Raw genomic sequence first — 21,033 nt, forward strand, 5'->3', positions numbered from 1 at the left:
GTCACCCCGCCACCGCCGAGGCCGACGTGTCCATCCTTGCCGAGAAGCGCTGCGTCTTTCCCGACGTGCGCTCGTCTACGCTGTCGCATCGGGGGGCGTTCCGATGACCGTCGTCCTTCCGGCCTCCAATGACCAGACCGAACGCGTCGTCGCCGGCATCCTGATGGCGCTGTCGGGGAACATCATGTTCGCCACCAGCGACGCGCTGGTGAAGCTGCTCACCGCCCGCTACTCGGTGTTCCAGATCATCGTCACCCAGGCGCTGTTCGCGCTGATCCCTCTCACCGTGATGATCCTGCGCACGACCCGCTTTCGCGCGCTGCGCATCCGTCACCCGCGACTGGTTCTGCTGCGCGCCCTGCTCGCCGGCAGCGCCACCGTGTTCGGCTTCTACAGCTTCTCGCAGCTGCCGCTGGCCGAGAGCTATTCGATCGCTTTCTGCACGCCGCTCTTCGTCACGCTGCTGTCGATCCCGATCCTCGGCGAGAAGGTGGGGTTGCATCGCTGGGGCGCCGTGCTGGTCGGTTTCCTCGGCATCCTGATCATGGTGCGCCCGGGCTTCGAGACGCTGAATGCCGGCCATGCGGCCGCGCTGGCCGGCGCGTTCCTCGGCTCCTTCACCGTGCTGGTGATGCGCCGGATCGCGCGCGAGGAGCAGCATGCCGTCATGGTTCTGGCGGTGGTCACCGGCCTGATCACGGTCGGCCTGCCCGGCATGATCGCGACCTTCCGCCTGCCGACCCTGCCCGACATGGCGCTGTTCGCCTGCACCGGCCTGCTCATGGGCAGCGCACAGTTCTTCGTGGCGAAATCCCTGTCGCTGGCACCGGCCTCGGTGATCGCGCCGATGCAATATTCGATGATCCTGTGGGCGATCATCTATGGCGCGCTGCTGTTCGGCACCCATGTCGACCCGGTCATGGTGTTCGGCGCGATGATCGTGATCGCCAGCGGCGTCTACATCATGCACCGCGAACGCCGCCGCGCGCGGCAGGGGCGTTAGGTCGGGGAGAATCCACCGCTACACAATTGTGGCTCCGTCACCCCGGCGGAGGCCGGGGCCCATAAACGCAGGCCAACACGAGTGGACCGCGCCTTTCGGGCAGGGGCCGGTGTTTCTGGATCCCGGCCTCCGCCGGGATGACGGCCGAGGGTGGAGCATCCAAAGCATCTCATCGACGCAGAGCGGGAGTCGCCCTTCAACCCTCCCCGAGGAGAGGGAAAGGAAAATCATTCAAAGCGGCGGAGGTTAAAACTTCGGCTCGGCCTGGCCTGCCGCGCGGCAGGCGGCGGTCAGCGTGTTGGCCATCAGCATCGCGATGGTCATCGGGCCGACGCCGCCCGGCACGGGCGTGATCGCCGACGCGACGGCCGCGGCCTCGGCATAGGCGACGTCGCCGACCAGGCGAGTCTTGCCCTCGCCGCGTTCGGGCGCCGGGATGCGGTTCATGCCGACATCGATGATCACGGCGCCGGGCTTGATCCAGTCGCCCCTCACCATCTCCGGCCTCCCGACGGCGGCGACGATGATATCGGCCTTGCGCGCCAGCGCCGGCAGGTCGCGGCTGCGCGAATGCGCGACCGTCACGGTGCAGCTTTCCTGCAGCAGCAATTGCGCCATCGGCTTGCCGACGATGTTGGAGCGGCCGATCACCAGCGCGTCCTTGCCGGCAAGGTCGTTGCCCAGCACGCGCTGGATCAGCAGGAGGCAGCCCGCCGGCGTGCAGGAGACCAGCGCGCGGTCGCGTTCGCCGATGGCGAGCCGGCCGACATTGATCGGGTGGAAGCCGTCGACATCCTTGGCCGGGTCGATCGCCTCGATGACCTTGGTGGTGTCGATGTGACGGGGAAGCGGCAACTGGACGAGGATGCCGTGGATGGCCGGGTCGCGGTTCAGCTCACCGACGATCGCCAGCACCTCGGCCTCGCTGGTCGAGAGCGGCAGCGTGTGCTGGACCGAATGGAAGCCGAGCTCGGTCGCCTTGCGCCCCTTAGCGCCGACATAGACCTGGCTGGCGGCATCGTCGCCGACCAGCACGACGGCGAGCCCCGGCGCCAGTCCACCGGCCGCAACCAGGCGACCGGTTTCCACCGCGACCTTGGCGGTGATCTCGGCGGCGACCGCCTTGCCATCGATGACGGCGGCTTTGGCCTCAGCGGAAGACGACTGTCCGTGTGTCATTGAGAAGGACCCGATGCTCGATGTGGAACTTGACCGCACGGGCCAGCACTGTGTTCTCGATATCGCGGCCGATGGCGACCATAGCCTCCGCCGACATGGAATGATCGACGCGGCCGACATCCTGTTCGATGATCGGGCCTTCGTCGAGTTCGGCGGTGACGTAATGCGCCGTCGCGCCGATCAGCTTGACGCCGCGCTCATGCGCGCGGTGATAGGGCTTGGCGCCCTTGAAGCTCGGCAGGAAGGAGTGATGGATGTTGATGACGCGGCCGGCGAGACGGGCCGACATGTCGTCGGACAAAACCTGCATGTAGCGCGCCAGCACGACCAGATCGATCTTCTGCTCGTCGATCAGGGCGAGGATCTCGCCTTCCTGCTCGGCCTTGGTGCGTCCGTCCATCGGAATGTAGTGATAGGGTAGCCCCTCGCCCTCGACCCGACGGCGCATCGTTTCGTGGTTCGACACCACGGAGACGAGATCCATCGGGATCTGGCCGATCGAGTTGCGATAGAGCAGATCGTTCAGGCAGTGCCCCATCTTGGAGACGAGGATCATGACGCGCGGCTTGACCCGGAGGTCGTGCAGCTTCCAGTTCAGATCATAGGCCGTCGCCACCGGCTCGAAACCGCGCGAAAAGCTTTCGACCGAGGTATCGGGCAGGCCGGAGAACGAGACGCGCATGAAGAAGCGGCCGCTGTCCGGATCGCCATACTGGGCGCTCTCGACGATGTTGCAGCCCTGCGACGCGATGCAGTTGGCCACCGCCGCGACAATACCTCGACGGTCGCCGCACGACAGGGTGAGCACGAAACGCGCGGGATCAACGGACATGGTGCACTGGCCTCATCTGGATGCGGCGGAGCCGGGCTCCGCAGGCGGGCAGCACTAGCGTCCGAGCCGCCGCGCTGCAACTGACAACTGCGTCGCACGAGGGAAAACCCCGAAACGCTTGCACCCCGCGGCGGGCTCGGGACAGAGTGATCCCCTCGCCCGCAGGAAATCACCATGACCGAACCGAGCTATGTCGTCCCCCCGCCGCCGTGCGTCTCCGTCGAGGTGCGCGATTCGACCGCCAGCTTCCCGGTGCACCGGGTCTATTGCGTCGGCCGCAACTATGCGGCGCATGCGCGCGAGATGGGCCATGACGACCGCGAGCCGCCCTTCTTCTTCCAGAAGAACCCCGACGATCTCGTCGCCCCGGGCACGCCGGTGCCCTACCCGCCGGAGACAGCCGACCTGCATCACGAGGTCGAGCTGGTCGTGGCGCTCGCCGAGGGCGGCAGCAACATCGCGGTCGAGGACGCGCTTTCGCATGTCTATGGCTATGCCATCGGCCTCGACCTGACCCGCCGCGACGTGCAGGCGGAAGCCAAGAAGGCGGCACGCCCCTGGGCCACTGCCAAGGCGTTCGCGCACTCCGCGCCGATCGGCGCCATCGTGCCGGCCTCGACGCTCGGCCATCCGAAGTCCGGCCGGCTGACCGCCACCGTCAACGGCGCACCGCGTCAGGATGGCGACCTCGCCGACATGATCTGGTCCGTGCCGGAAATCATCGCGCATCTGTCGCGCTGGTTCGTGCTGGCGCCGGGCGACCTCATCTTCACGGGCACGCCGGCCGGCGTCGGCGAACTGAAGCGCGGCGATGTCGTCGTCGGTGCAATCGAGGGGCTGGGCGAGCTGGAAGTCAGCATCGCCTGACGACGCCGCCGCCCTCAACGGTTTGGCAACATGCGGGCGGCATGGTAGGGCCCGTCCAACAGGAAGTGCGGGCGCGACCTTCGTCGCATCCGGGAGGAAATCATGGCGATCGAACCAGCGCGGCAAGGGGCGATCGCCTTCATCGCCAGCGCCACCCCGGACGCGACCGAGGCGCATGCGCGGCTGTCGACCCGATATGACGCGGTCGATCCGGAAGCCGCCGACATCATCGTGGCGCTGGGCGGCGACGGCTTCATGCTGCAGACGCTGCATCGCTTCATGAATTCCGGCAAGCCGATCTACGGCATGAATCGCGGCTCGGTCGGTTTCCTGATGAACGAGTATCGCGAGGATCACCTGCGCGAGCGAATCGCCGCCGCCTTGCCCTCGCTGCTGCATCCGCTGCGGATGGACGCACAGGACGCCAGCGGCAACGAACACCGCGCCTATGCCATCAACGAGGTCTCGCTGTTTCGGCAGTCCTACCAGACCGCGAAGCTGCGCATCTCGATCGACCAGCAGGTGCGGCTCGAGGAGCTGATCGGCGACGGCGTGCTGGTTTCGACCCCGGCCGGCTCCACGGCCTATAATCTGTCGGCGCACGGGCCGATCCTGCCGATCCATGCGCCGCTGCTGGCGCTGACGCCGATCAGCGCGTTCCGGCCGCGTCACTGGCGCGGCGCGCTGATCCCCGATCGCGTCACGGTGTCGATCGACGTGCTCGAGCCGGAGAAGCGGCCGGTCAACGCGGTTGCCGACCATACCGAAATCAAGTCGGTGCTGAAGATCGCCATCAAGCAGGACCGCCGCGCCAAGAGCCTGATCCTGTTCGACCCCGGCCACAGCTGGGACGACCGCATCCTGGCCGAGCAGTTCCGGTACTGAGGCCGAAGTCAGCCCTCACCCCAGCCCGCTCGTGGGAGAGCGGGCGCATCAAGACTGGCCTCGCCATCGACGCCACATCGGCGCAAAAGCCCTCGCCCGCTTGCGGGAGAGGGTTGGGTGAGGGTCTTGCCTGGGATCAGACGGCCGGAGGCGTCCATTCGCTGACGATATCGGCGAGCGCGGGGCGCGGGCGCTCGAACGGCTCGGTGTTCGGCGTGCCGACATAGACCAGCCCGACCAGCTTCTCGGCCTCGGCCAGCCCCATCACGCGGCGCGCCTCGGCGTCATAGGTGACCCATTCGGTCAGCCACTGCGTCGCGAAACCCATCGCATTGGCGGCGACGATCAGGTTCATCGCCACGGCGCCGGCCGACATCAGCTGTTCCCATTCGGGAATCTTGGCATGTGGCGCGGCGCGGCTGACCACGGCAACCACCAGCGGCGAGCGCAGGAAGCGGTTCTTCTCATGCGCCAGCGACTTGTCGTCGATGTCGGGACGGTTGCTCTTCAGCACCGCCGCCGTCGCCTCGCCCGCCTGGGCGCGCGCATCGCCCCGGAACAGGATGAAGCGCCAGGGCGCCAGCTTGCCGTGGTCGGGGACGCGGCTGGCGATGGTCAGCAGTTCGGTCAGTTGCTCCGGCGTCGGGCCGGGCTCGACGAGGTTCATGGACGGGAACGAGCGGCGAGTCTTCAGAAGCGAAAGGGTATCTGTCATGGGGACCGCGAACAGGAAGGACAAGGAATGGCGGGCGGCTTGCCGCGGGCAAAGCGCGTCTGGCTGCCCCAGACATCGGACGAATCCGCCCTCAATACAACCCCCGCCCCTGCGGCGTGGCGGCCTGGTTTCCCCTGCCGGGGCGCAGCTTTCGCCGCCCCCGGTCTTGAAATCGCCACGCTGATCGGGCTCTAACGAACCACCGACACGATCGTTCGAGACGGGGATCTGGATTTGCGCGCGAACGCTTCACCATGGTTGCTGCGGCAGGCCCGGATGGCAGGAACCGCCGCCGCGTTCGCCCTCGCGCTATCCGCAACCTCCGCCCTGGCGCAGGATGCGCCCATCCCTCCCGCCGACATTCCCGATGGCGCCGCGCCCGCCGACCCGATGCTGCTGGCGCCCTTGCTCCCTGACAAGATCGATCCCGCCGCCCTGCTCAAGACCGGCAAGGGCGACCTGACGAGCCAGCGCGCCACCGAGAGCCGGCCGCAGCCCGGCCTGATGCTGGAAGCCAAGCTGCTCGATGGCGGGCCCACTATCCCGAAGGGGGTGGTCTGGCGCGTCTTCTCGAAGAAGCCAGGCAAGGACGGCAAGCTGCCCCTCGTCCGCGAGGTCGAGGGCGGCGCGGTCAACGTCCCGCTGAAGCCCGGCGACTATGTCGTGCACGCCGCCTATGGCCGCGCCGGCGGCATGAAGCAGATCAGCGTGGCAGGCGGCGACGAATACGAGACCCTTGTGCTCAACGCCGGCGGGCTCAAGCTCGACGCGCTGGTCGGCAAAGACCTGGCGCCGCTGCCCAATCTGGTCAAGTTCGACATCTTCCCGGGCGATGGCGCCGGGGGCGAGGAACGCAGCCCCCTCGTGCCGGCGCTGCGCGACGACCAGATCGTCCGCCTCAATGCCGGCACCTATCACATCGTCAGCAAATACGGCGACGCCAACGCGATCGCCCGCGCCGACATCGTCGTCGAGGCTGGCAAGCTGACCGAAGTGCGGATGTTCCACCAGGCGGCGCGCATCACGCTGAAGCTGGTATCCGAGAGCGGCGGCGAGGCCCTCGCCAACACCTCTTGGACGGTGATGACGCCCGCCGGCGAGACGGTCTTCGACAGCGCCGGCGCCTTTCCGGACGTGATCCTGGCCATCGGCGATTACACCGCCATCGCCAAGCACGACAACCAGATCCACGAGCGGAACTTCAAGGTCGAGCCAGGCCTGAACCGCGAAATCGAGGTCCTGGCAAAGTAGGCGTCCGGCCGGGTGCCGGCGAATCGCCGGGCTTTTGGGGCCGGTTGTCAGCCGGCGAAACGGCGGCCTGGCACCCCCCATATGGCCGACCATTGGCAACCTGATCGATAGAACTAGCCCGTAAGTCTTCGGATCTACTTGAGGGGCGGTTTTCCGCCAGGTCATAAGGCTGTGACGACGGTCACAACCCGATACCACCCAATATCGACTTTTTGCACATCGCGATTCCGGCAAGCGGCTGACAGATCGAGTTTTCCGATCACGGAAGTAAAGCGACCGTCGAATTCGCGGCCAAGCTCCCCGACTCTCACAACTTTGTTACACCCAAACGCAACCATAGCGCTTTCCCAGCCGCCATTTCATCATACGAATAGGCTGCCTTAATCCAGACATAATCCTTCCCGGAAAGCCATACGGGACGGATGGGCAATCCGACGAATTTTGAAACAATCCTCAGTCTCCCAAGTCTTGCTGGTTCCCGTTGGATCGGAGAATCCGGCCTCCGCTCTCCACTAATCCTGACTCTATCTCCGGAATCGTCACCAGCTATACTGAATCTTAACTCTACCTTCCGTAGCGAAACTCCCGAATGCATCATGGATACTTGGCAACAGGTGCCGACTAGCCACCCTTCAATACCGCCCGAATCTGCAGTAGTTTTGGATCTTGGAGAGCGGGTATCTGGCAGGGAACTTCGCTCGATTGGACATTTTTATATTTGTATTTCGGCTGAGGGGTTCACATCATGTTTCGGCAAAAGGACTCGTTTGCCCATATTGTTGGGCAGGCATCGCGGTTTGCTGCCCTGGCAGCAATTCTGTTGCTCGCCGCCCCGGCCATTGGCCATGGGGAAGATGGCGACGGCTCGGGCGGCTCGAGTTCGACCACAAGCAGCAGCGGCGCCCAGTCGTCCCAGTCTGACTCATCCACAGGCTCCGCCACCAGTGCCGGGGCAGGCACGAGCGCAACCGCCAGTGTCTCCAATGAAGGCGGCAGCATGCAGGCGTCGTCATCGGCGACCGGCACGGCAGGCGCCTCGGCAACGACGCCCAGCGATGACGCGTCCGCCACGGCCGGCACCACGGTAACCGCCGTCGCCACGGCCGGGGAAACGCCAACGGCCTACACCTCAGCCGGCAACCAGACCAGCGCCACCGCGATCGGCGGCAAGAACGCCAAGACTTCCGCGACCGGCGAAACGGTCGTCAACCGGAAGATCAGAGGCGGCGGTACGATGTCCATGGCCTATACGAGCCAAGGCACCTATTCGATCGCCATCTCGAACCGGGTCAGCGCCACCGCCATGTCGAGCACGTTCGCGAACGGCGCAGCCTTCACCGCAAGCGATGTCCGCGCCGCAGCCAGGAGCGCCGCCACGGCTTATGCCCAGGCGACACGCACCACGGCAACCGCATGGGCCCGCGCCACAGCCTCGTCCAATGCAAAAACGCCCTGGGGTACGTCCTCGGCATCGAGCAGTTCGTTCGCCAGTGCAAACTTCGGTAACAGCACCAAGGGTTTGAAGAGTGTCCGCATTGCGAGCCAGAACGGACAGAGCGGCGCCAACTGCGTCTGGAGCCAGAAGCAGAAGACGCTCTATTGCCAGCCCTTCGGCACCCGCTAGTTCGCATGCGCCAAAAGAACAAGAAAACGGATGGAGTTCCATCATGAGTACCATCATCCAGAAACGCCGGATCTCATCTCTCTCGATCGGTCTTGCCACTGGCCTGTTGGCCATCGGCGTCGGCACCGCCGCCGCCAGCAATCGAGGCGCCCCGGATATCGACGCCCTGGTGCAGCAATTGACCGACGGAACCATGAGCGCGCCCGCATCGTCTCAGCAGAGCACTGCAACGGCTTGGTCGGAAAGCAGCGGCGACCACGGGATCTCCGTCACGACCACCACCAACGGTTCCAGCACGAGCTGCATGGCCGTCGAATGGAAGCGGGAAAATGGCGGAATCAAGAAGTGGCAATATCGTTGCGATGCGCCGAAGCAACCGTGACTCCGGCCTGCCGCGCATAGCCCAGCCATAGCGAAAACCGCAGCGGCCAGGCCAGCTTTCGGAACACTCACACGATCTGACCGAAGTTCATTCTCGTTCCCGCAAGAGGAACGAACAGGGGAGTTTTGATCATGCAAAGTATTTCGATCACCAGACTATCGCTCGTAACATCCGCGGCCTTTCTCACCCTTGTTGCTTTCAGCGACGCGAGCTTTGCAGGCGGGTCTGCGTCCAGCAGCAGCGGCAGCCATTCAAGCGCCTCCTCCTCTGGCCCGTCCGGTTCGGCCAGCGCCTCCAACACCTCGAGTGGAAGCTCGAATGGCGGCGGCGGCGGCGGATCGGCCAGCGCCGGTGCCAATGGCACGTCCACCAGCGGGGCAAACGCCTCGACATCCGGAATGGGCACGGCGGGAGCCCTCGCCTATGGTGGATCGACGTCAACGGGCAATGGCTGGGACGGCGGCTCGGCGACCGCGACCCACACCGCCACGGTCGGCACGTTCGCGGGGGCCTATTCCGAGGGTCCGGATGGCGACCCCGGGCCGGGACCGGGCCCTGGACCTGGACCAACGCCCAATCCCAACGGCTTTCTCGCACGCCTGTTTGGCGGGGGCGGCTCGTCCTCCGACATCAATTGCGAGAATTTCAAACCCAAGACCTGGAAGCAGAGAAAGCAGTGGCAATACTACTGCGAGTTCAGGAAATAGATCATTATCACGACAAGTATTTCACAAATTTTCGATCACAGAAATATCAACAGATGTCATTTCCAATTACGTTATAATTATTTAAATTAGGAAGTGCAAATTGCGCCCTTAGCGCAAAATGCCAGAACAAGAAGTGAAATGTTGCACTAACCCAAGGGAGTTACACTATGTCCTCATATCGTAATATTCTCGTCGGTGTTGCTACTTCCGCATTGTTCGTGATCGCCTCGGCCTCAGCGATGGCCGGCCAGGCTTCGAGCAGCGCCACGCAGACCGCAGGCGGCACCTCCTCGACCTCATCGACCGGCAGCGGCAGCGGTTCCGGTGGTCTGTCCAGCGGCGGCGGCGGCGGCACCGGTGCGAGCACGAGCTCGTCCAACAGCGGCTCCTCCACCACGACCGCCTCCTCGAGCAACAGCTGGGGTTCGGTCGGCGTGGCCGGCGGCATCGGCGGCTCTTCGGGCAGCGCTGGCAGCGACTATCATGGTGGTGGCGGCGGCAGCGGCTTCTTCGGCGGCCATGGCGGCGGCGGAACCTCGGGCGGCTCGTCGCAGGGCAGCACGGCCGGCACCGGCGGTCTCAGCTTCTCTTGGGGCCCGTAAAAGGCTTCCGCTCGCTTGCGGGCCTGGATCAGGTACGGCAAGCAAAAACGGCCGGGGGAAACCCCGGCCGTTTATTGTTGTGCCTGCGTGGATGCAGAGTTCAATCAGGCCTCGGCGCGCGCCCGCACCAGATCCGGTGCCGTCGCCTCGGCCACCAGCGACGCGATCGCGTCATCCAGCGACATCGAAATCTGGTCGCGCGAACCGATGCGGCGGACGTTCACCGTCTGCTCTTCCGCTTCGCGCTTGCCGCAAACCAGGATCACCGGGATCTTGGCGACCGAGTGTTCGCGGACCTTGTAGTTGATCTTCTCGTTGCGAAGATCGACTTCGGCGCGAAGACCGGCCTTACGAAGCTTGGCGCAGACTTCTTCCGCATAAGCATCCGAATCCGAGGTGATCGTCGTGACGACGACCTGCTGCGGCGCGAACCAGAGCGGGAAGTGTCCGGCGAAATTCTCGATCAGGATGCCGAGGAAGCGCTCCATCGAGCCGCAAATGGCGCGGTGGATCATCACTGGCGTCTTCTTGTTGCTGTCGGAATCGACATAGAAGGCGCCGAAGCGTTCCGGCAGGTTGAAGTCGACCTGCGTCGTGCCGCACTGCCATTCCCGACCGATCGCGTCGCGAAGCGTATATTCGAACTTCGGACCGTAGAACGCGCCCTCGCCTTCGAGGATGCCGGTCTTGATCTTGCCGCCCGACTGTTCCTCGATCGTCTTCAGAACCTTGGTCATGACCTCTTCGGCATGATCCCAGTTCTCATCCGAGCCAACGCGCTTTTCCGGACGCGTCGAAAGCTTCACGACGATTTCGTCAAAGCCGAAATCGGCATAGGTCGAGAGGATCAGGTCGTTGATCTTCAGGCACTCTTCCGCCATCTGCTCTTCGGTGCAGAAGATATGCGCGTCGTCCTGCGTAAATCCGCGCACGCGCATCAGACCATGCAGCGCGCCAGATGGCTCGTAGCGATGCACCGCGCCGAATTCGGCGAGGCGCAGCGGCAGGTCGCGATAGGACTTCAGGCCGTGCTTGAAGATCTGCACATGGCCGGGGCAGTTCATCGGCTTCAACGCGAAGACGCGCTCGTCCTCGGTGTCGTCGCCGGCCGACGTCGCCGCGAACATGTTCTCCTTGTACCAGCCCCAGTGGCCCGACGTTTCCCAGAGCGACTTGTCGAGCAGCTGCGGCGCGTTAACCTCCTGGTAACCAAGCGGACGCAGCCGGCGGCGCATGTAGGAGATCAGCTCCTGGAACATGGTCCAGCCCTTGGCGTGCCAGAAGACGACGCCCAGTCCCTCTTCCTGGAAATGGAACAGATCCATCTCGCGACCGAGCTTGCGGTGGTCGCGCTTCTCCGCTTCTTCCAGCATGTGGATATAGGCGTCGAGCTGGACCTGGTCGTGCCAGGCGGTGCCATAGATGCGCGTCAGCATCGGGTTGTTGCTGTCGCCGCGCCAATAGGCTCCGGCCACCTTCATCAGCTTGAAGGCGGAGCCGATCTGGCCTGTCGAGGCCATATGCGGGCCGCGGCAAAGATCGAACCAGTCGCCCTGGTTGTAGATCTTGAGATCCTGCCCTTCCGGGATCGCGTCGATCAGCTCGACCTTGTAGGCCTCGCCCTTGTCGGCAAAGACCTTCTTGGCGTAGTCGCGCGACCAGACCTGCTTGGTGAAGTGAGCGTTGCGCGCGATGATTTCGCGCATCTTCTGCTCGATCTTCGGCAGGTCCTCGGTCGTGAAGGGCTCGTTGCGGGCGAAATCGTAGAAGAAGCCGTTTTCGATCACCGGGCCGATGGTGCACTGGGTGCCGGGGAACAGCTCCTGCACGGCTTCGGCCATCACATGCGCCGCGTCATGGCGGATCAGCTCGAGCGCGCGCGGGTCGTCGCGCGTCACGATCTCGAGCCTGGCATCACGGGTGATCGGATCGGAAAGGTCGCTCAGCACGCCGTCGAGGGTCATGGCGACCGACTTCTTGGCGAGCGACTTGGAAATGCCTTCGGCGATCGCCTTGCCGGTCACACCGGCTTCGAACTGGCGAACGGAACCATCGGGAAATGTCAGATTGATCATATCTGTCTCCTGCTCACTCCCGCAGACGAACGCGGGTAAGCGGTTGGGCTGAAAGAGAGGCGGGATCCGGACCCCGCCCCACCGGCCGACAATGCCGGTGCGAGACGGCTATACGATGGCAGCCCGCCATTCAAGCTGCACGGCCCAAAACCGAGCCAGGCCGGCCAAAATCAGGCACCCAACCCCGATTTGGCCAGTCCGGCATCGGGTCTCACTCAGCCTGCGGCCAGCCTGGCGAAATCTTTCACCATCGCGTCGCGGGCGATCATGCCGCCATAGGTCTTGGCCCGCTCATTGCCGAGGTTGAAGCGCGCGAAAGCGATCTTGCGGCCATCCTTCTCGCCCCAGCCGACGAACCAGCCGAGCGGCTTGCTGCGATCGATCGCGCCCTTCGCGTCGCGCAGAAAGCCGCTGCCCGTCTTGCCATGCAGCGTCCACCCGTCCTCGGCCGGATATTGCGCCAGGCTTGCCAGAGTCGCCTCATAGGCATGGTCGGAAACGCCGAGCTTGCGGTCGAGGAAGCGGCGCACGAAAGCGACCTGCTCGTCCGGCGAGATCGCCAGCGACGACATCAGCCAGGACTGGGTCAAGCCGTCCTTCTTGCCGGGATTGCCGTAGACATTCTCATTGCCATAGCCGAAGGCGGTGACGTAGTCGTGGAACCGCGCCTCGCCGAGCTTGCGGGTCAGTTCCTGCGAATACCAGACGATCGAATCCTTGAGCCAGATCGTCGGATCCGTCGCCTTCTTCTGCAATTCCATGGTGGTCTGGAATTCCGGACGATAGTCCCAGCGCGGATGGTGCGGGTCGATCAGCACGCCGGAGTCGAAACCCATCACTGCCAGCGGGAACTTGAAGGTCGAACAGGGGGTGAAACGTCGTTCCGCCGGGCCTTCGCGATGGATCGCGGCGCCGCTCTCGACGTCGACCAGCACCGTGGACACGAATTTCTCTGATGCCAGCGCCGTCGAGGCGAAGCCCGGACCACCCAGCAGGGCTGCTCCCGCCGCCAGCGCAAAGCCCTTGGAAAACTGCCGCCTGTCGATCATTCGCACCATCTCCGTTGATTGGGATGCCCCTTGGTAGGTCACTCGCCAAGCTGCGGCAAACGATGATAACTCTGGCAAGCCATAAGAAAATCTAGGGGATCGAATGGTTCGCCCGCATCTGCCGCTGAATGCGCTCAAGGCCTTCGAGGCCTCCGCCCGCCACCTGAGCTTCACACGCGCGGCGATTGAACTGGCGGTGACGCAGGCCGCCGTCAGCCATCAGGTCAAGTCGCTGGAAGAACGGCTGGGCTCGACGCTGTTCCGCCGCCTGCCGCGCGGACTGGCGCTGACCGATGAGGGCCAGGCGCTGCTGCCGGCCCTGCGGGATTCCTTCGACCGGATCGCGGGCGTGCTGGAGCAATTCGAGGGCGGCCATGTCCGCGAGGTGCTCAATGTCGGCGTGGTCGGCACCTTCGCCGTGGGCTGGCTGATCGAGCGGCTGCCCGCATTCCAGCGGGCGCACCCGTTCATCGACCTTCGCCTTTCCACCAACAACAACCGCGTCGACATCGCCGCCGAGGGGCTCGATTTCGCCATCCGCTTTGGCGACGGCGCCTGGCACAGCACGGAGGCCGAGCGGCTGTTCGCCGCCCCTCTCTCGGTCCTCTGCATCCCCGAGATCGCCGAGCGGTTGGCGCAGCCGCAGGATCTGCATGGCGAAACGCTGCTCCGCTCCTACCGGGCCGACGAATGGCCGAGCTGGTTCGCCGCCGCCGGCATTGCAGCGCCAACGGTGAAGGGGCCGATCTTCGACTCGTCGCGCACCATGGTGGAGGCCGCCATCCTCGGCGCCGGCGTGGCGCTGGCGCCGCCGCTGATGTTCCAGCGCCAGCTGGCGGCAGGCGCCATCCAGCAGCCCTTCGAGATCTTCGTCACCCATGGCTGCTACTGGCTGACCTGGCTGAAATCCTCCGCGCCCACGCCCGCGATGCGGGCGTTCCAGGCCTGGATCCTCGCCGCCTCGCTGCCCTATTCCGACACCGCCGAGGCCAGCTGATCGCCGATCGGGATTTGGCGCCGACGCTAGGCGGCGCCCGCGAGGGCGACCGCATCGGCGCCTGCCGGAAAATGGAGCCGGCCCGTCATGTCGTGCACTGCCGCCCAGACGGCCTCGGCGACGTCGCTTTCCCGCGTCGTCAGAGCCGGCTTGGCAAAGCCCTCGAAGATCGGACCCGCGAAGCCGGCATAGTCTTCGGGGATCAGGTCGGCGATGCGGAGCGAACTGTTCTCGGCAAAGCGCGTCGTCGGCGCATAGCCAGGCTCGACCAGCTTGGCACGAACGCCGAAATAGGCGAGTTCATGGGCGAGCGAACCGGTGAACCCCTCGATTGCCTGCTTGCTGGCGGTGTAGGCCGCCGCAAGCGGCATCGCGGCCAGCGTGACGCTTGAGGTTACGTTGATGATCGCACCCGATCGGCGCTCGCGCATTTGCGGAATGACGGCCTGCGCCATCGCCATCGTGCCCAGCGTATTGGTTTGGAATACATCGCGGATGTGGGACATCGGCGTTGCCTCGAAGGCGCCCACCACCCCGATGCCCGCATTGTTCACGAGGACATCGATCGGCCCAGCCGCTTCGACGGCCACGCGAATGCTCTGCTCGCTCGTAACATCGAGCGGCAGGATGCGCAGGGCGCTGGAAGGCGGAAAAACATCTGAGCGCGGCGTCCGCATCGTGGCGATGACGTGCCAGCCTCTGGCGAGAAAATGGCGTGCCGTCTCCAGGCCGTAGCCTGACGAACTGCCCGTAATCAAAATGGTCTTCATGACAACCTCCGTTTGTGTTTGCAGGTTGTCTTTTAGCCCGGCTCGTCTGGACGAAACATAATACTCAGTCCCGTTTTAATTACCAACTGTCCAAACCATCCTGCAGCGGGAAGGCTCCGGCAGTTCGAGAAAACCGGCCAGGCGCACAGCCCACGCGCTTTCGGAAGGCTGTGCTGAAAGCGCTCGCCGACTCGTAACCGATCTCGTCGGCTATCCTGTCGAGCGTCTTGGCGCCGTTGATCAGGGCATCTTTGGCAAGTGACATCCGCCATCGCGCCAGATATTCGATCGGGCCACAGCCGAGTACCGTCGCAAAGCGCGCCGCGAACGCCGACCGCGATAGCCCCGCGAGCCTCGCCAGACCCTCAACAGTCCAGTTGGCCCGGACATCCGCATGCATGGCGCGCAGGGCGCGCACCAGGAACGGATCCCGCATTCCCCCCAGCAAGCCCGCAGCATCGGAAGCGACGCCGTGCCGACGCAGCGCCTCCAGCAGCAGGACCTCAAGCAGGCGTTGGAGCATCATTTCCTTGCCGGGATCGTCCCGCAGGCACTCCTCCTGAATCATCTGGATGACCGTGCCGATCCGGCCCGCTCGGCCCTCGGTTGCAGGAATATGTACGAGTCTTGGAAGCAGCATCAGCAGCAGTGCGGAATTGACTGGCTCGACGCAGAACGTTCCGCCGAGGGAGACAAAATCAGGATCGCCATCCGGATCGCCATGGCGGACGGCCACGTCCATTGGATCACGCAGATCACCCTGGATGCCGACATCGCTGCTGAGGGAGAAGGCTGGCGTGGTGGGAATAAGCACGAAGTCGCCTTTCGCCAGCCGGAGGGGCTCGCCCCCTTCGAAGGTGATCCAACAATCGCCCTCCAGAACGATCGTGAAGCCTGGAGCATCATGGGCGGCGTATCGAACGCCCCACCGGCCGCGCCCCGTAATCGGCTTGGCGATGGCTGTAGCGGGGCGAAGAAGCGCGATGATGTCGCTGAGAGGATCCATCTGGACGACCCGTAAATCTTGAGGCCCACTCATTGATGGATAGTCCAGCTGGCGTGTCCAGCCAAAATGCGCCGATCTTGACCGGCCGAGCTATTTCGGCGGCTAGAGGTCGAGCCTCGTCTTCGGGTCGATATGCTTGCCCGTCCATCTTCCATAGGCCCAGGGCCGGTACCAGCGGCCCTCTGACGGCAGTTCTTCCGGCACCGGGTCGTAGCCGGAGGCGCCGAAGGGACCGCAGCGCTGGAAGCGCGCCAGCGTCATCCAGCCGCCGGCCCAGAGCCCGTAGCGGCGGATGCACTCCTCGCCATAGCTGGAACAGGTCGGCAGATAGCGGCAGTTCTGGCCGATGAAGGGCGAGAGCGTCAGCTTATAGACGCGGATCAGCCCGATGCCGAGCAGCCCCGGCCAGCGCGCGGGCGAGAAATCGCCCCCTGCCCGGCCGGCCGAAGGCTCCGCCAGGGCCGATCCATGCTTGCAGCCGTCACGATGGGCAGTGGAAGTACAGATAGCGCCCGGCCTCCTGGCCCGCTGCCCGGGCGACCGTGTGGTCGCCATTGATCTTCTTGGCCTCGGCCAGCGCGATCGTCGCCGCCGTCACCACCTGGGTGAGCTTGCCCCGGTCCGAACAGACCGGGTGCAGTTCCGGCGTCGTCGCCTTGACCCGGTCGACAATGGCCTGCGCGTCGTTGGAAAGAGCGAAGGCCGCGCTGGTTCCAGCCGCCAGGGCGAGGAGGCAAACCGCCGCCCCCTGTGCAATCCGTAGAGAATTCTGCATCCGCATGGCGAATCTCCCTGCCACCATCCGGTGGCTCGACTAACAGGTCGTCATTTCAAGCGCTTGCCGCTTCGCCTCGATCTGGTCGATCGCATCGACCACCGCGTCGAAGGTCAACAGGGTCGAGGCATGGCGGGCCTTGTAGTCGCGCACCGGCTCGAGGAATCGGAGATCGTCGAAGCGACCTTCCGGTGGCGCGCCATTCTCCTGTAGCATCTTCCGCATGGTTTCGCGCAGCGCCCGCAAGGTGCGCGCATCGCTGCCGACGACATGCCGCGCCATCACCGAGGATGAAGCCTGGCCCAGCGCGCAGGCGCGCACCTCATGGCTGAAATCGCTGACGACGTCGCCATCCATCTTGAGATGCACGGTCACGGTCGAGCCGCAGAGCCTGGAATGCGCCGTCGCGCTCGCGTCCGGCTGGTCGAGCCGGCCGAGCCGCGAGATATTGGCGGCGAATTCCAGGATCCGCGCATTGTAGATGTCGTCGATCATTGCGACCTCCTCACGCCAATATAGAAACTCGCCAACCGAGGGACCAGATAGTAGGACTGCGGCCAAGCAGTCGCACCATCGGCCCATTCGGGATCCTCCGCCCGAGTCCGGCCCAGTCGGAGTACCCCCATGGACGCCAAGAGCCCCCCGGCAAAGCCCGAGACGCAGCCTGCTCCGCAGGCGAGCCATCGTCCGAGCCGCGAGGAAGCCGAAGCCGCCGTCCGCACGCTGATCGCCTGGGCCGGCGACGACCCGTCGCGCGAGGGCCTGCTCGACACGCCGAAGCGCGTCGCCAAGGCCTTTGGCGAGTTCTACAAAGGTTATCACGAAGATGCCGCCGAAACGCTGGATCGCGTGTTCGATGAGGCCGGCGGCTATGACGACATCGTCCTGGTGCGCGATATCCCCTTCTTTTCGCATTGCGAGCACCACATGGTGCCGTTCATCGGCAAGGCGCATATCGCCTATTATCCGAGGAGCGGCGTGGTCGGCCTGTCGAAGCTGGCCCGCGTCGTCGACATCTTCGCCCGCCGCCTGCAGATGCAGGAGCGGCTGACCAACCAGATCGCCCAGGCCGTCGATAGCGGCCTCGATCCGCGCGGCGTCGCCGTCATGCTGGAAGCCGAGCATCATTGCGTTTCCATGCGCGGCGCCCACAAATCCGGCGTCTCGACCATCACCACGAGCTTTACCGGCATCTTCCACAAGGACCCGGCCGAGCGCGCCCGCTTCCTGTCGCTGGTCCAGCACCGCTAGCGCCGGCAGCGCCGCATTCCCCTTTGCCGGCGGGATGCGGCGCATCACCCCTTTTTGCTTCCTTCGCCGCGTTGCCGGCGCTATGGCGGTTGCAAACCGCCGGAGTAGACCATGACCACCCTTGCCGCCGACCAGCCCCGTTTCGCCACGCCCGGCAGCCATGCCGAAGTCGAGGAAGGCAGCATGCTCACGCCCCGCTTCGGCGCCGATGGCCTGGTCGCGGCCGTCGTCACCGACTTTGACACGGGCGACGTCGTGATGCTCGCCTGGATGAATGCCGAGGCGCTGGCCAGGACGATCGAGACCGGCGAAGGCTGGTACTGGAGCCGCTCGCGCAAGGAACTCTGGCACAAGGGCGCCACCAGCGGCCACGCCCAGACGGTCCGCGAAATGCGGGTCGACTGCGACCAGGACGCGATCTGGATCAAGGTCAGCACCGCCGGCACGGGCGCGAATTGCCATACCGGCCGCAAGGGCTGCTTCTACCGCACGGTTCCCGTCGGCCAGCCGCTCTCGCCCGAGCTGAAGCTTGACTTCACCGGCGACGCACCGCTGTTCGACCCCAAGGCCATCTACGGCGACGGCTGAGGGCAGAGCCCGCCGCCGCCGTTCGCCGGCCGCTCAGGCCATCGCGATATAGGCGCGCATCTCGTCGGCTTCGCGCTCGACCTGCTCGATCCGCGCCTTCACCACGTCGCCGATCGAGACGATGCCGGCAAGCCGGTCACCCTCGACCACCGGGAGATGGCGGAACCGCCCCTCCGTCATGCGGGTCATCACGTCGTTGATGGTGTGGCCGTCGGTGCAGGTGACGACCTTCGCCGTCATGATCGACGACACGGAGCCTGCGAGCGCATCGGCACCCCGCGCCAGGGCGCGGACAACGTCCCGCTCCGAGACGATGCCCAGGATGCGCTGCGCGCTGTCGGTGACTACGACCGCGCCGATCCGGCGCGTGGCCAGGATCTGGACCACCTCGGCGATGCTGAGATCGACGGGAACGGTGACAACGTCCCGCCCCTTCTTGGAAAGAATGGCTGCAACCGTCATTGGCGTCGGCTCCCTGTTCCAGACAGGGTCGGCCAATCTCTCAACTGGACCGGTCCGGACCCCAATCATGATCGGAGGCGCGATCGCCTTGCGATCATCCACCGTGCACGACGCCAGGCTCTGCGCCCCGGTCGTCATGCCCGTGTCCAGATGATGGGACCGCGCGCGGGCGAAAGCAAGGAAAGCCGATCTATCGGCGCTGACGTCCGATGGGATCGAACCAGGGGAAAAGCAGGACGCCGAAGAGGAAGCCGCCGAGATGGGCTTCCCAGGCGACGGTGCTGTTGGTCACGCCGGGCGGGGTGAACAGCAGGCCGAACACCAGGTTGAAGACGAACCACACGCCCAGGAAGGCGACTATGCGCCGGTCGCGCACCATCTCCATGAAGGAAAGCGCCGGCCGGAAATCGGCATCGCTGCGCGGGATGCCGCCGCCAAGCCGCCCCCCGGCCGAGAAGGCAAACCGGGCCGATGCCGCCATCTGGGCCGAGATCGCCGCAGAAGCCCCGATCAGCGGCGCCTGCCCGGAAGGATAGAGCAGCAGATGCGCCGCCGCGCCGGCCGCCGCGCCGCCAAGCGAGAAGGCGAGGAAACGCCAGGCGCCGAAGCGGCGCGCCAGCGGCGTGCCAAAGGCGGCGAGCCACAGCGCGTTGACGCCATAATGCATCCAGTCGGCGTGCAGGAAGGCGTAGCTGAAGAAGGTCCAGACATCGCCCGCGACCCCGCCCGGCCAATAGAAGCCCTCGATCGCCGGCCCGGTCAGGCGGATCGGGAAAAAGGCGAAGGTGGCGATCAGCCAGCTCGCCTGTTCCTCGTCCAGCACATAGACGCGCAGGATGTGCACAAGCGCCAGCACGGCCAGCGAGGCAATGATGACGACGGGGAGGTTGAATATAGGTTCGCGCTCGGCGCGTTCGCTTCTCGGGCTCATCGATCCGGCATAGTCGGCCCACGAATTCAGCGCAAGCGTGGCGAGAACGGGGGCGTCAAAATGGATCGGCCGTCCGGCGCGCTTCTCAGACGGGCACGCGCGGACGGCCTTCGTCACGCCCCGTCTAGCCCCCCGGCATAAGACGCCCCGTGAACGCAACGTAACCTGTCATGCTTCAAATTTAAGATCAATATCGAACTACTCGCAACTTGTGCGTAACCCTATCCCGCGGCTTTTGCCCCGGCGGGTCCGCCATCTGCTATGAGCGCCTTCATCGGTGGCGGCATCGCTTCCCTCCGGAGCGCGGACTGCAGAGGCGCGGCGCTCCCGGATGCCATCGGACAGCCTGGGCGCCCGTGAGTTTTCGATCCCGATGCGGCATTCCTTGACCCGACAGCTTCACGCCTATTGGCAGCGCCAGCGCGACGGCAGGCCCGCCCCGCTGCGTAGCGCCATCGAGCCGGCGCATATTGCGGGGCTGCTGGGCGATGTGTTCATCCTGGATGCGTCTAAGGCGCAGAGCTTTCCGTTCCGCCTCGCCGGCACCCGCCTTTGCGCGGGCATCGGGCGGGAACTGACGGGCGAGAGCTTCCTCTCGCTCTGGCGGGGCGCGGACCGCGAAGCTGTCCGGGCAGCCCTGACCGGCGTGACGCGCGACGCCGCGGCGGTCGTGCTCGACCTCGCCGGACGGACCGGGCGGGGCAGCACGCTGGCCATGGAGATGCTGCTGCTGCCGCTCAGTCAGGACGGCCGCCACCTCGACCGCGTGCTGGGCCTGCTGGCGCCGCTGGAGCGGCCCTACTGGCTTGGCCTGCATCCGATCCCGAGACTGGAGATCGCCGGCCTCCGATGGCTGCCGGTCGAAGAGAGCCAGCCACTCGCGGCCCGCCCCCTGCCCGCTGCCGCGCGGCCCGCGCCGCGCGAAGCCACGCCGGCCGTCGCGACCCAGCCTGCCGGACGTCGCCGGCAGCATCTCGTCGTGCTGGATGGCGGTCGCGACTGACCTCTCCCGGCCGCTGAAGGCACCGGCGCGGATCGCGCTGGCGAGCCCCTCGCGCTGAGGCTCGACCCCGCGCTGTCAG

The 21,033-nt window shown here is 65.3% G+C and carries 24 protein-coding genes; 11 read left to right on the forward strand and 13 right to left on the reverse strand.

Annotation, left to right across the window (positions count from 1 at the left end):
- The first annotated feature begins 103 nt into the window (after positions 1-103).
- Positions 104-1,003, forward strand: coding sequence for a DMT family transporter (locus ABIE08_RS08015; protein WP_354550072.1), 900 nt, complete (start codon positions 104-106; stop codon positions 1,001-1,003).
- A gap of 246 nt (positions 1,004-1,249) precedes the next feature.
- Here the strand turns inward: ABIE08_RS08015 and folD are convergent, their stop codons facing one another.
- Positions 1,250-2,182, reverse strand: coding sequence for a bifunctional methylenetetrahydrofolate dehydrogenase/methenyltetrahydrofolate cyclohydrolase FolD (gene folD / locus ABIE08_RS08020; RefSeq protein WP_354550074.1), 933 nt, complete (start codon positions 2,180-2,182; stop codon positions 1,250-1,252).
- The gene (gene purU / locus ABIE08_RS08025; protein WP_354550076.1) at positions 2,154-3,014 is read right to left on the reverse strand and encodes a formyltetrahydrofolate deformylase; all 861 of its coding nucleotides are present in this window, start codon (positions 3,012-3,014) and stop codon (positions 2,154-2,156) included. Before purU ends, folD begins: the two co-directional genes overlap by 29 nt.
- 174 nt (positions 3,015-3,188) lie before the next feature.
- Here purU and ABIE08_RS08030 point away from each other — a divergent pair, with 174 nt between their 5' ends.
- Together ABIE08_RS08030 and ABIE08_RS08035 are read left to right on the forward strand one after the other, a co-directional pair.
- The gene (locus ABIE08_RS08030; RefSeq protein ID WP_354550078.1) at positions 3,189-3,881 is read left to right on the forward strand and encodes a fumarylacetoacetate hydrolase family protein; all 693 of its coding nucleotides are present in this window, start codon (positions 3,189-3,191) and stop codon (positions 3,879-3,881) included.
- Between the two features lie 102 nt (positions 3,882-3,983).
- Positions 3,984-4,766, forward strand: a complete 783-nt coding sequence (locus ABIE08_RS08035; protein ID WP_354550080.1) for an NAD kinase — start codon at positions 3,984-3,986, stop codon at positions 4,764-4,766.
- A gap of 136 nt (positions 4,767-4,902) precedes the next feature.
- Here the strand turns inward: ABIE08_RS08035 and ABIE08_RS08040 are convergent, their stop codons facing one another.
- Complete coding sequence (locus ABIE08_RS08040) at positions 4,903-5,481, reverse strand: nitroreductase family protein (protein ID WP_354550082.1); 579 nt, start codon at positions 5,479-5,481, stop codon at positions 4,903-4,905.
- A 276-nt stretch (positions 5,482-5,757) separates the two neighbouring features.
- Between ABIE08_RS08040 and ABIE08_RS08045 the strand changes: the two genes are divergently transcribed.
- The 3 genes from ABIE08_RS08045 (at position 5,758) to ABIE08_RS08055 (ending at position 8,738) form a co-directional block, all read left to right on the forward strand.
- Positions 5,758-6,732 carry a hypothetical protein gene (locus ABIE08_RS08045; protein WP_354550084.1) on the forward strand — a complete coding sequence of 325 codons (975 nt, stop codon included), beginning with the start codon at positions 5,758-5,760 and terminating at the stop codon, positions 6,730-6,732.
- Positions 6,733-7,477: 745 nt separating this feature from the next.
- The gene (locus ABIE08_RS08050; protein ID WP_354550086.1) at positions 7,478-8,356 is read left to right on the forward strand and encodes a hypothetical protein; all 879 of its coding nucleotides are present in this window, start codon (positions 7,478-7,480) and stop codon (positions 8,354-8,356) included.
- Positions 8,357-8,399: 43 nt separating this feature from the next.
- A complete protein-coding gene (locus ABIE08_RS08055; RefSeq protein ID WP_354550088.1) occupies positions 8,400-8,738 on the forward strand; it encodes a hypothetical protein in 339 nt (112 codons plus the stop codon).
- Positions 8,739-8,805: 67 nt separating this feature from the next.
- On the opposite strand, the gene ABIE08_RS08060 is transcribed toward ABIE08_RS08055, so the two are convergent.
- The gene (locus ABIE08_RS08060; protein WP_354550090.1) at positions 8,806-9,144 is read right to left on the reverse strand and encodes a hypothetical protein; all 339 of its coding nucleotides are present in this window, start codon (positions 9,142-9,144) and stop codon (positions 8,806-8,808) included.
- Positions 9,145-9,612: 468 nt separating this feature from the next.
- Between ABIE08_RS08060 and ABIE08_RS08065 the strand changes: the two genes are divergently transcribed.
- Positions 9,613-10,047 (forward strand): hypothetical protein, encoded by a 435-nt coding sequence (locus ABIE08_RS08065; RefSeq protein WP_354550091.1) that lies wholly within the window; start codon positions 9,613-9,615, stop codon positions 10,045-10,047.
- A gap of 104 nt (positions 10,048-10,151) precedes the next feature.
- On the opposite strand, the gene thrS is transcribed toward ABIE08_RS08065, so the two are convergent.
- Positions 10,152-12,122 (reverse strand): threonine--tRNA ligase, encoded by a 1,971-nt coding sequence (thrS, locus tag ABIE08_RS08070; RefSeq protein WP_354550093.1) that lies wholly within the window; start codon positions 12,120-12,122, stop codon positions 10,152-10,154.
- A 215-nt stretch (positions 12,123-12,337) separates the two neighbouring features.
- The gene (gene blaOXA / locus ABIE08_RS08075; RefSeq protein ID WP_354550095.1) at positions 12,338-13,171 is read right to left on the reverse strand and encodes a class D beta-lactamase; all 834 of its coding nucleotides are present in this window, start codon (positions 13,169-13,171) and stop codon (positions 12,338-12,340) included.
- A 103-nt stretch (positions 13,172-13,274) separates the two neighbouring features.
- On the opposite strand from blaOXA, the gene ABIE08_RS08080 reads away from it, so the two are divergent.
- Positions 13,275-14,168 (forward strand): LysR family transcriptional regulator, encoded by an 894-nt coding sequence (locus tag ABIE08_RS08080; RefSeq protein WP_354550097.1) that lies wholly within the window; start codon positions 13,275-13,277, stop codon positions 14,166-14,168.
- 26 nt (positions 14,169-14,194) lie between these two features.
- On the opposite strand, the gene ABIE08_RS08085 is transcribed toward ABIE08_RS08080, so the two are convergent.
- From ABIE08_RS08085 to ABIE08_RS08105, 5 genes are all read right to left on the reverse strand, one after another.
- A complete protein-coding gene (locus ABIE08_RS08085) occupies positions 14,195-14,938 on the reverse strand; it encodes an SDR family oxidoreductase (RefSeq protein ID WP_354550099.1) in 744 nt (247 codons plus the stop codon).
- 79 nt (positions 14,939-15,017) lie between these two features.
- The gene (locus ABIE08_RS08090) at positions 15,018-15,944 is read right to left on the reverse strand and encodes an AraC family transcriptional regulator (RefSeq protein WP_354550101.1); all 927 of its coding nucleotides are present in this window, start codon (positions 15,942-15,944) and stop codon (positions 15,018-15,020) included.
- A gap of 102 nt (positions 15,945-16,046) precedes the next feature.
- The gene (yidD, locus tag ABIE08_RS08095) at positions 16,047-16,403 is read right to left on the reverse strand and encodes a membrane protein insertion efficiency factor YidD (RefSeq protein WP_436409540.1); all 357 of its coding nucleotides are present in this window, start codon (positions 16,401-16,403) and stop codon (positions 16,047-16,049) included.
- Positions 16,404-16,425: 22 nt separating this feature from the next.
- The gene (locus ABIE08_RS08100; RefSeq protein WP_354550105.1) at positions 16,426-16,725 is read right to left on the reverse strand and encodes a hypothetical protein; all 300 of its coding nucleotides are present in this window, start codon (positions 16,723-16,725) and stop codon (positions 16,426-16,428) included.
- Between the two features lie 33 nt (positions 16,726-16,758).
- Positions 16,759-17,214, reverse strand: coding sequence for an iron-sulfur cluster assembly scaffold protein (locus ABIE08_RS08105; RefSeq protein ID WP_354550107.1), 456 nt, complete (start codon positions 17,212-17,214; stop codon positions 16,759-16,761).
- A 129-nt stretch (positions 17,215-17,343) separates the two neighbouring features.
- Here ABIE08_RS08105 and folE point away from each other — a divergent pair, with 129 nt between their 5' ends.
- Complete coding sequence (folE, locus tag ABIE08_RS08110; RefSeq protein ID WP_354550109.1) at positions 17,344-17,970, forward strand: GTP cyclohydrolase I FolE; 627 nt, start codon at positions 17,344-17,346, stop codon at positions 17,968-17,970.
- A gap of 111 nt (positions 17,971-18,081) precedes the next feature.
- Positions 18,082-18,558, forward strand: a complete 477-nt coding sequence (gene hisI / locus ABIE08_RS08115) for a phosphoribosyl-AMP cyclohydrolase (protein ID WP_354550111.1) — start codon at positions 18,082-18,084, stop codon at positions 18,556-18,558.
- Positions 18,559-18,591: 33 nt separating this feature from the next.
- Here the strand turns inward: hisI and ABIE08_RS08120 are convergent, their stop codons facing one another.
- Both ABIE08_RS08120 and ABIE08_RS08125 read right to left on the reverse strand, forming a co-directional pair.
- Positions 18,592-19,020 carry a CBS domain-containing protein gene (locus ABIE08_RS08120; protein ID WP_354550113.1) on the reverse strand — a complete coding sequence of 143 codons (429 nt, stop codon included), beginning with the start codon at positions 19,018-19,020 and terminating at the stop codon, positions 18,592-18,594.
- A gap of 190 nt (positions 19,021-19,210) precedes the next feature.
- Entirely contained in the window at positions 19,211-20,068 is an 858-nt protein-coding gene (locus ABIE08_RS08125) for a rhomboid family intramembrane serine protease (protein ID WP_354550115.1), read from the reverse strand.
- A 268-nt stretch (positions 20,069-20,336) separates the two neighbouring features.
- Between ABIE08_RS08125 and ABIE08_RS08130 the strand changes: the two genes are divergently transcribed.
- Positions 20,337-20,954, forward strand: a complete 618-nt coding sequence (locus ABIE08_RS08130; protein ID WP_354550117.1) for a PAS domain-containing protein — start codon at positions 20,337-20,339, stop codon at positions 20,952-20,954.
- Positions 20,955-21,033 lie beyond the last annotated feature (79 nt).

The sequence above is a fragment of the Kaistia defluvii genome, from assembly GCF_040548815.1.
GTDB classification, from domain to species: domain Bacteria; phylum Pseudomonadota; class Alphaproteobacteria; order Rhizobiales; family Kaistiaceae; genus Kaistia; species Kaistia defluvii_A.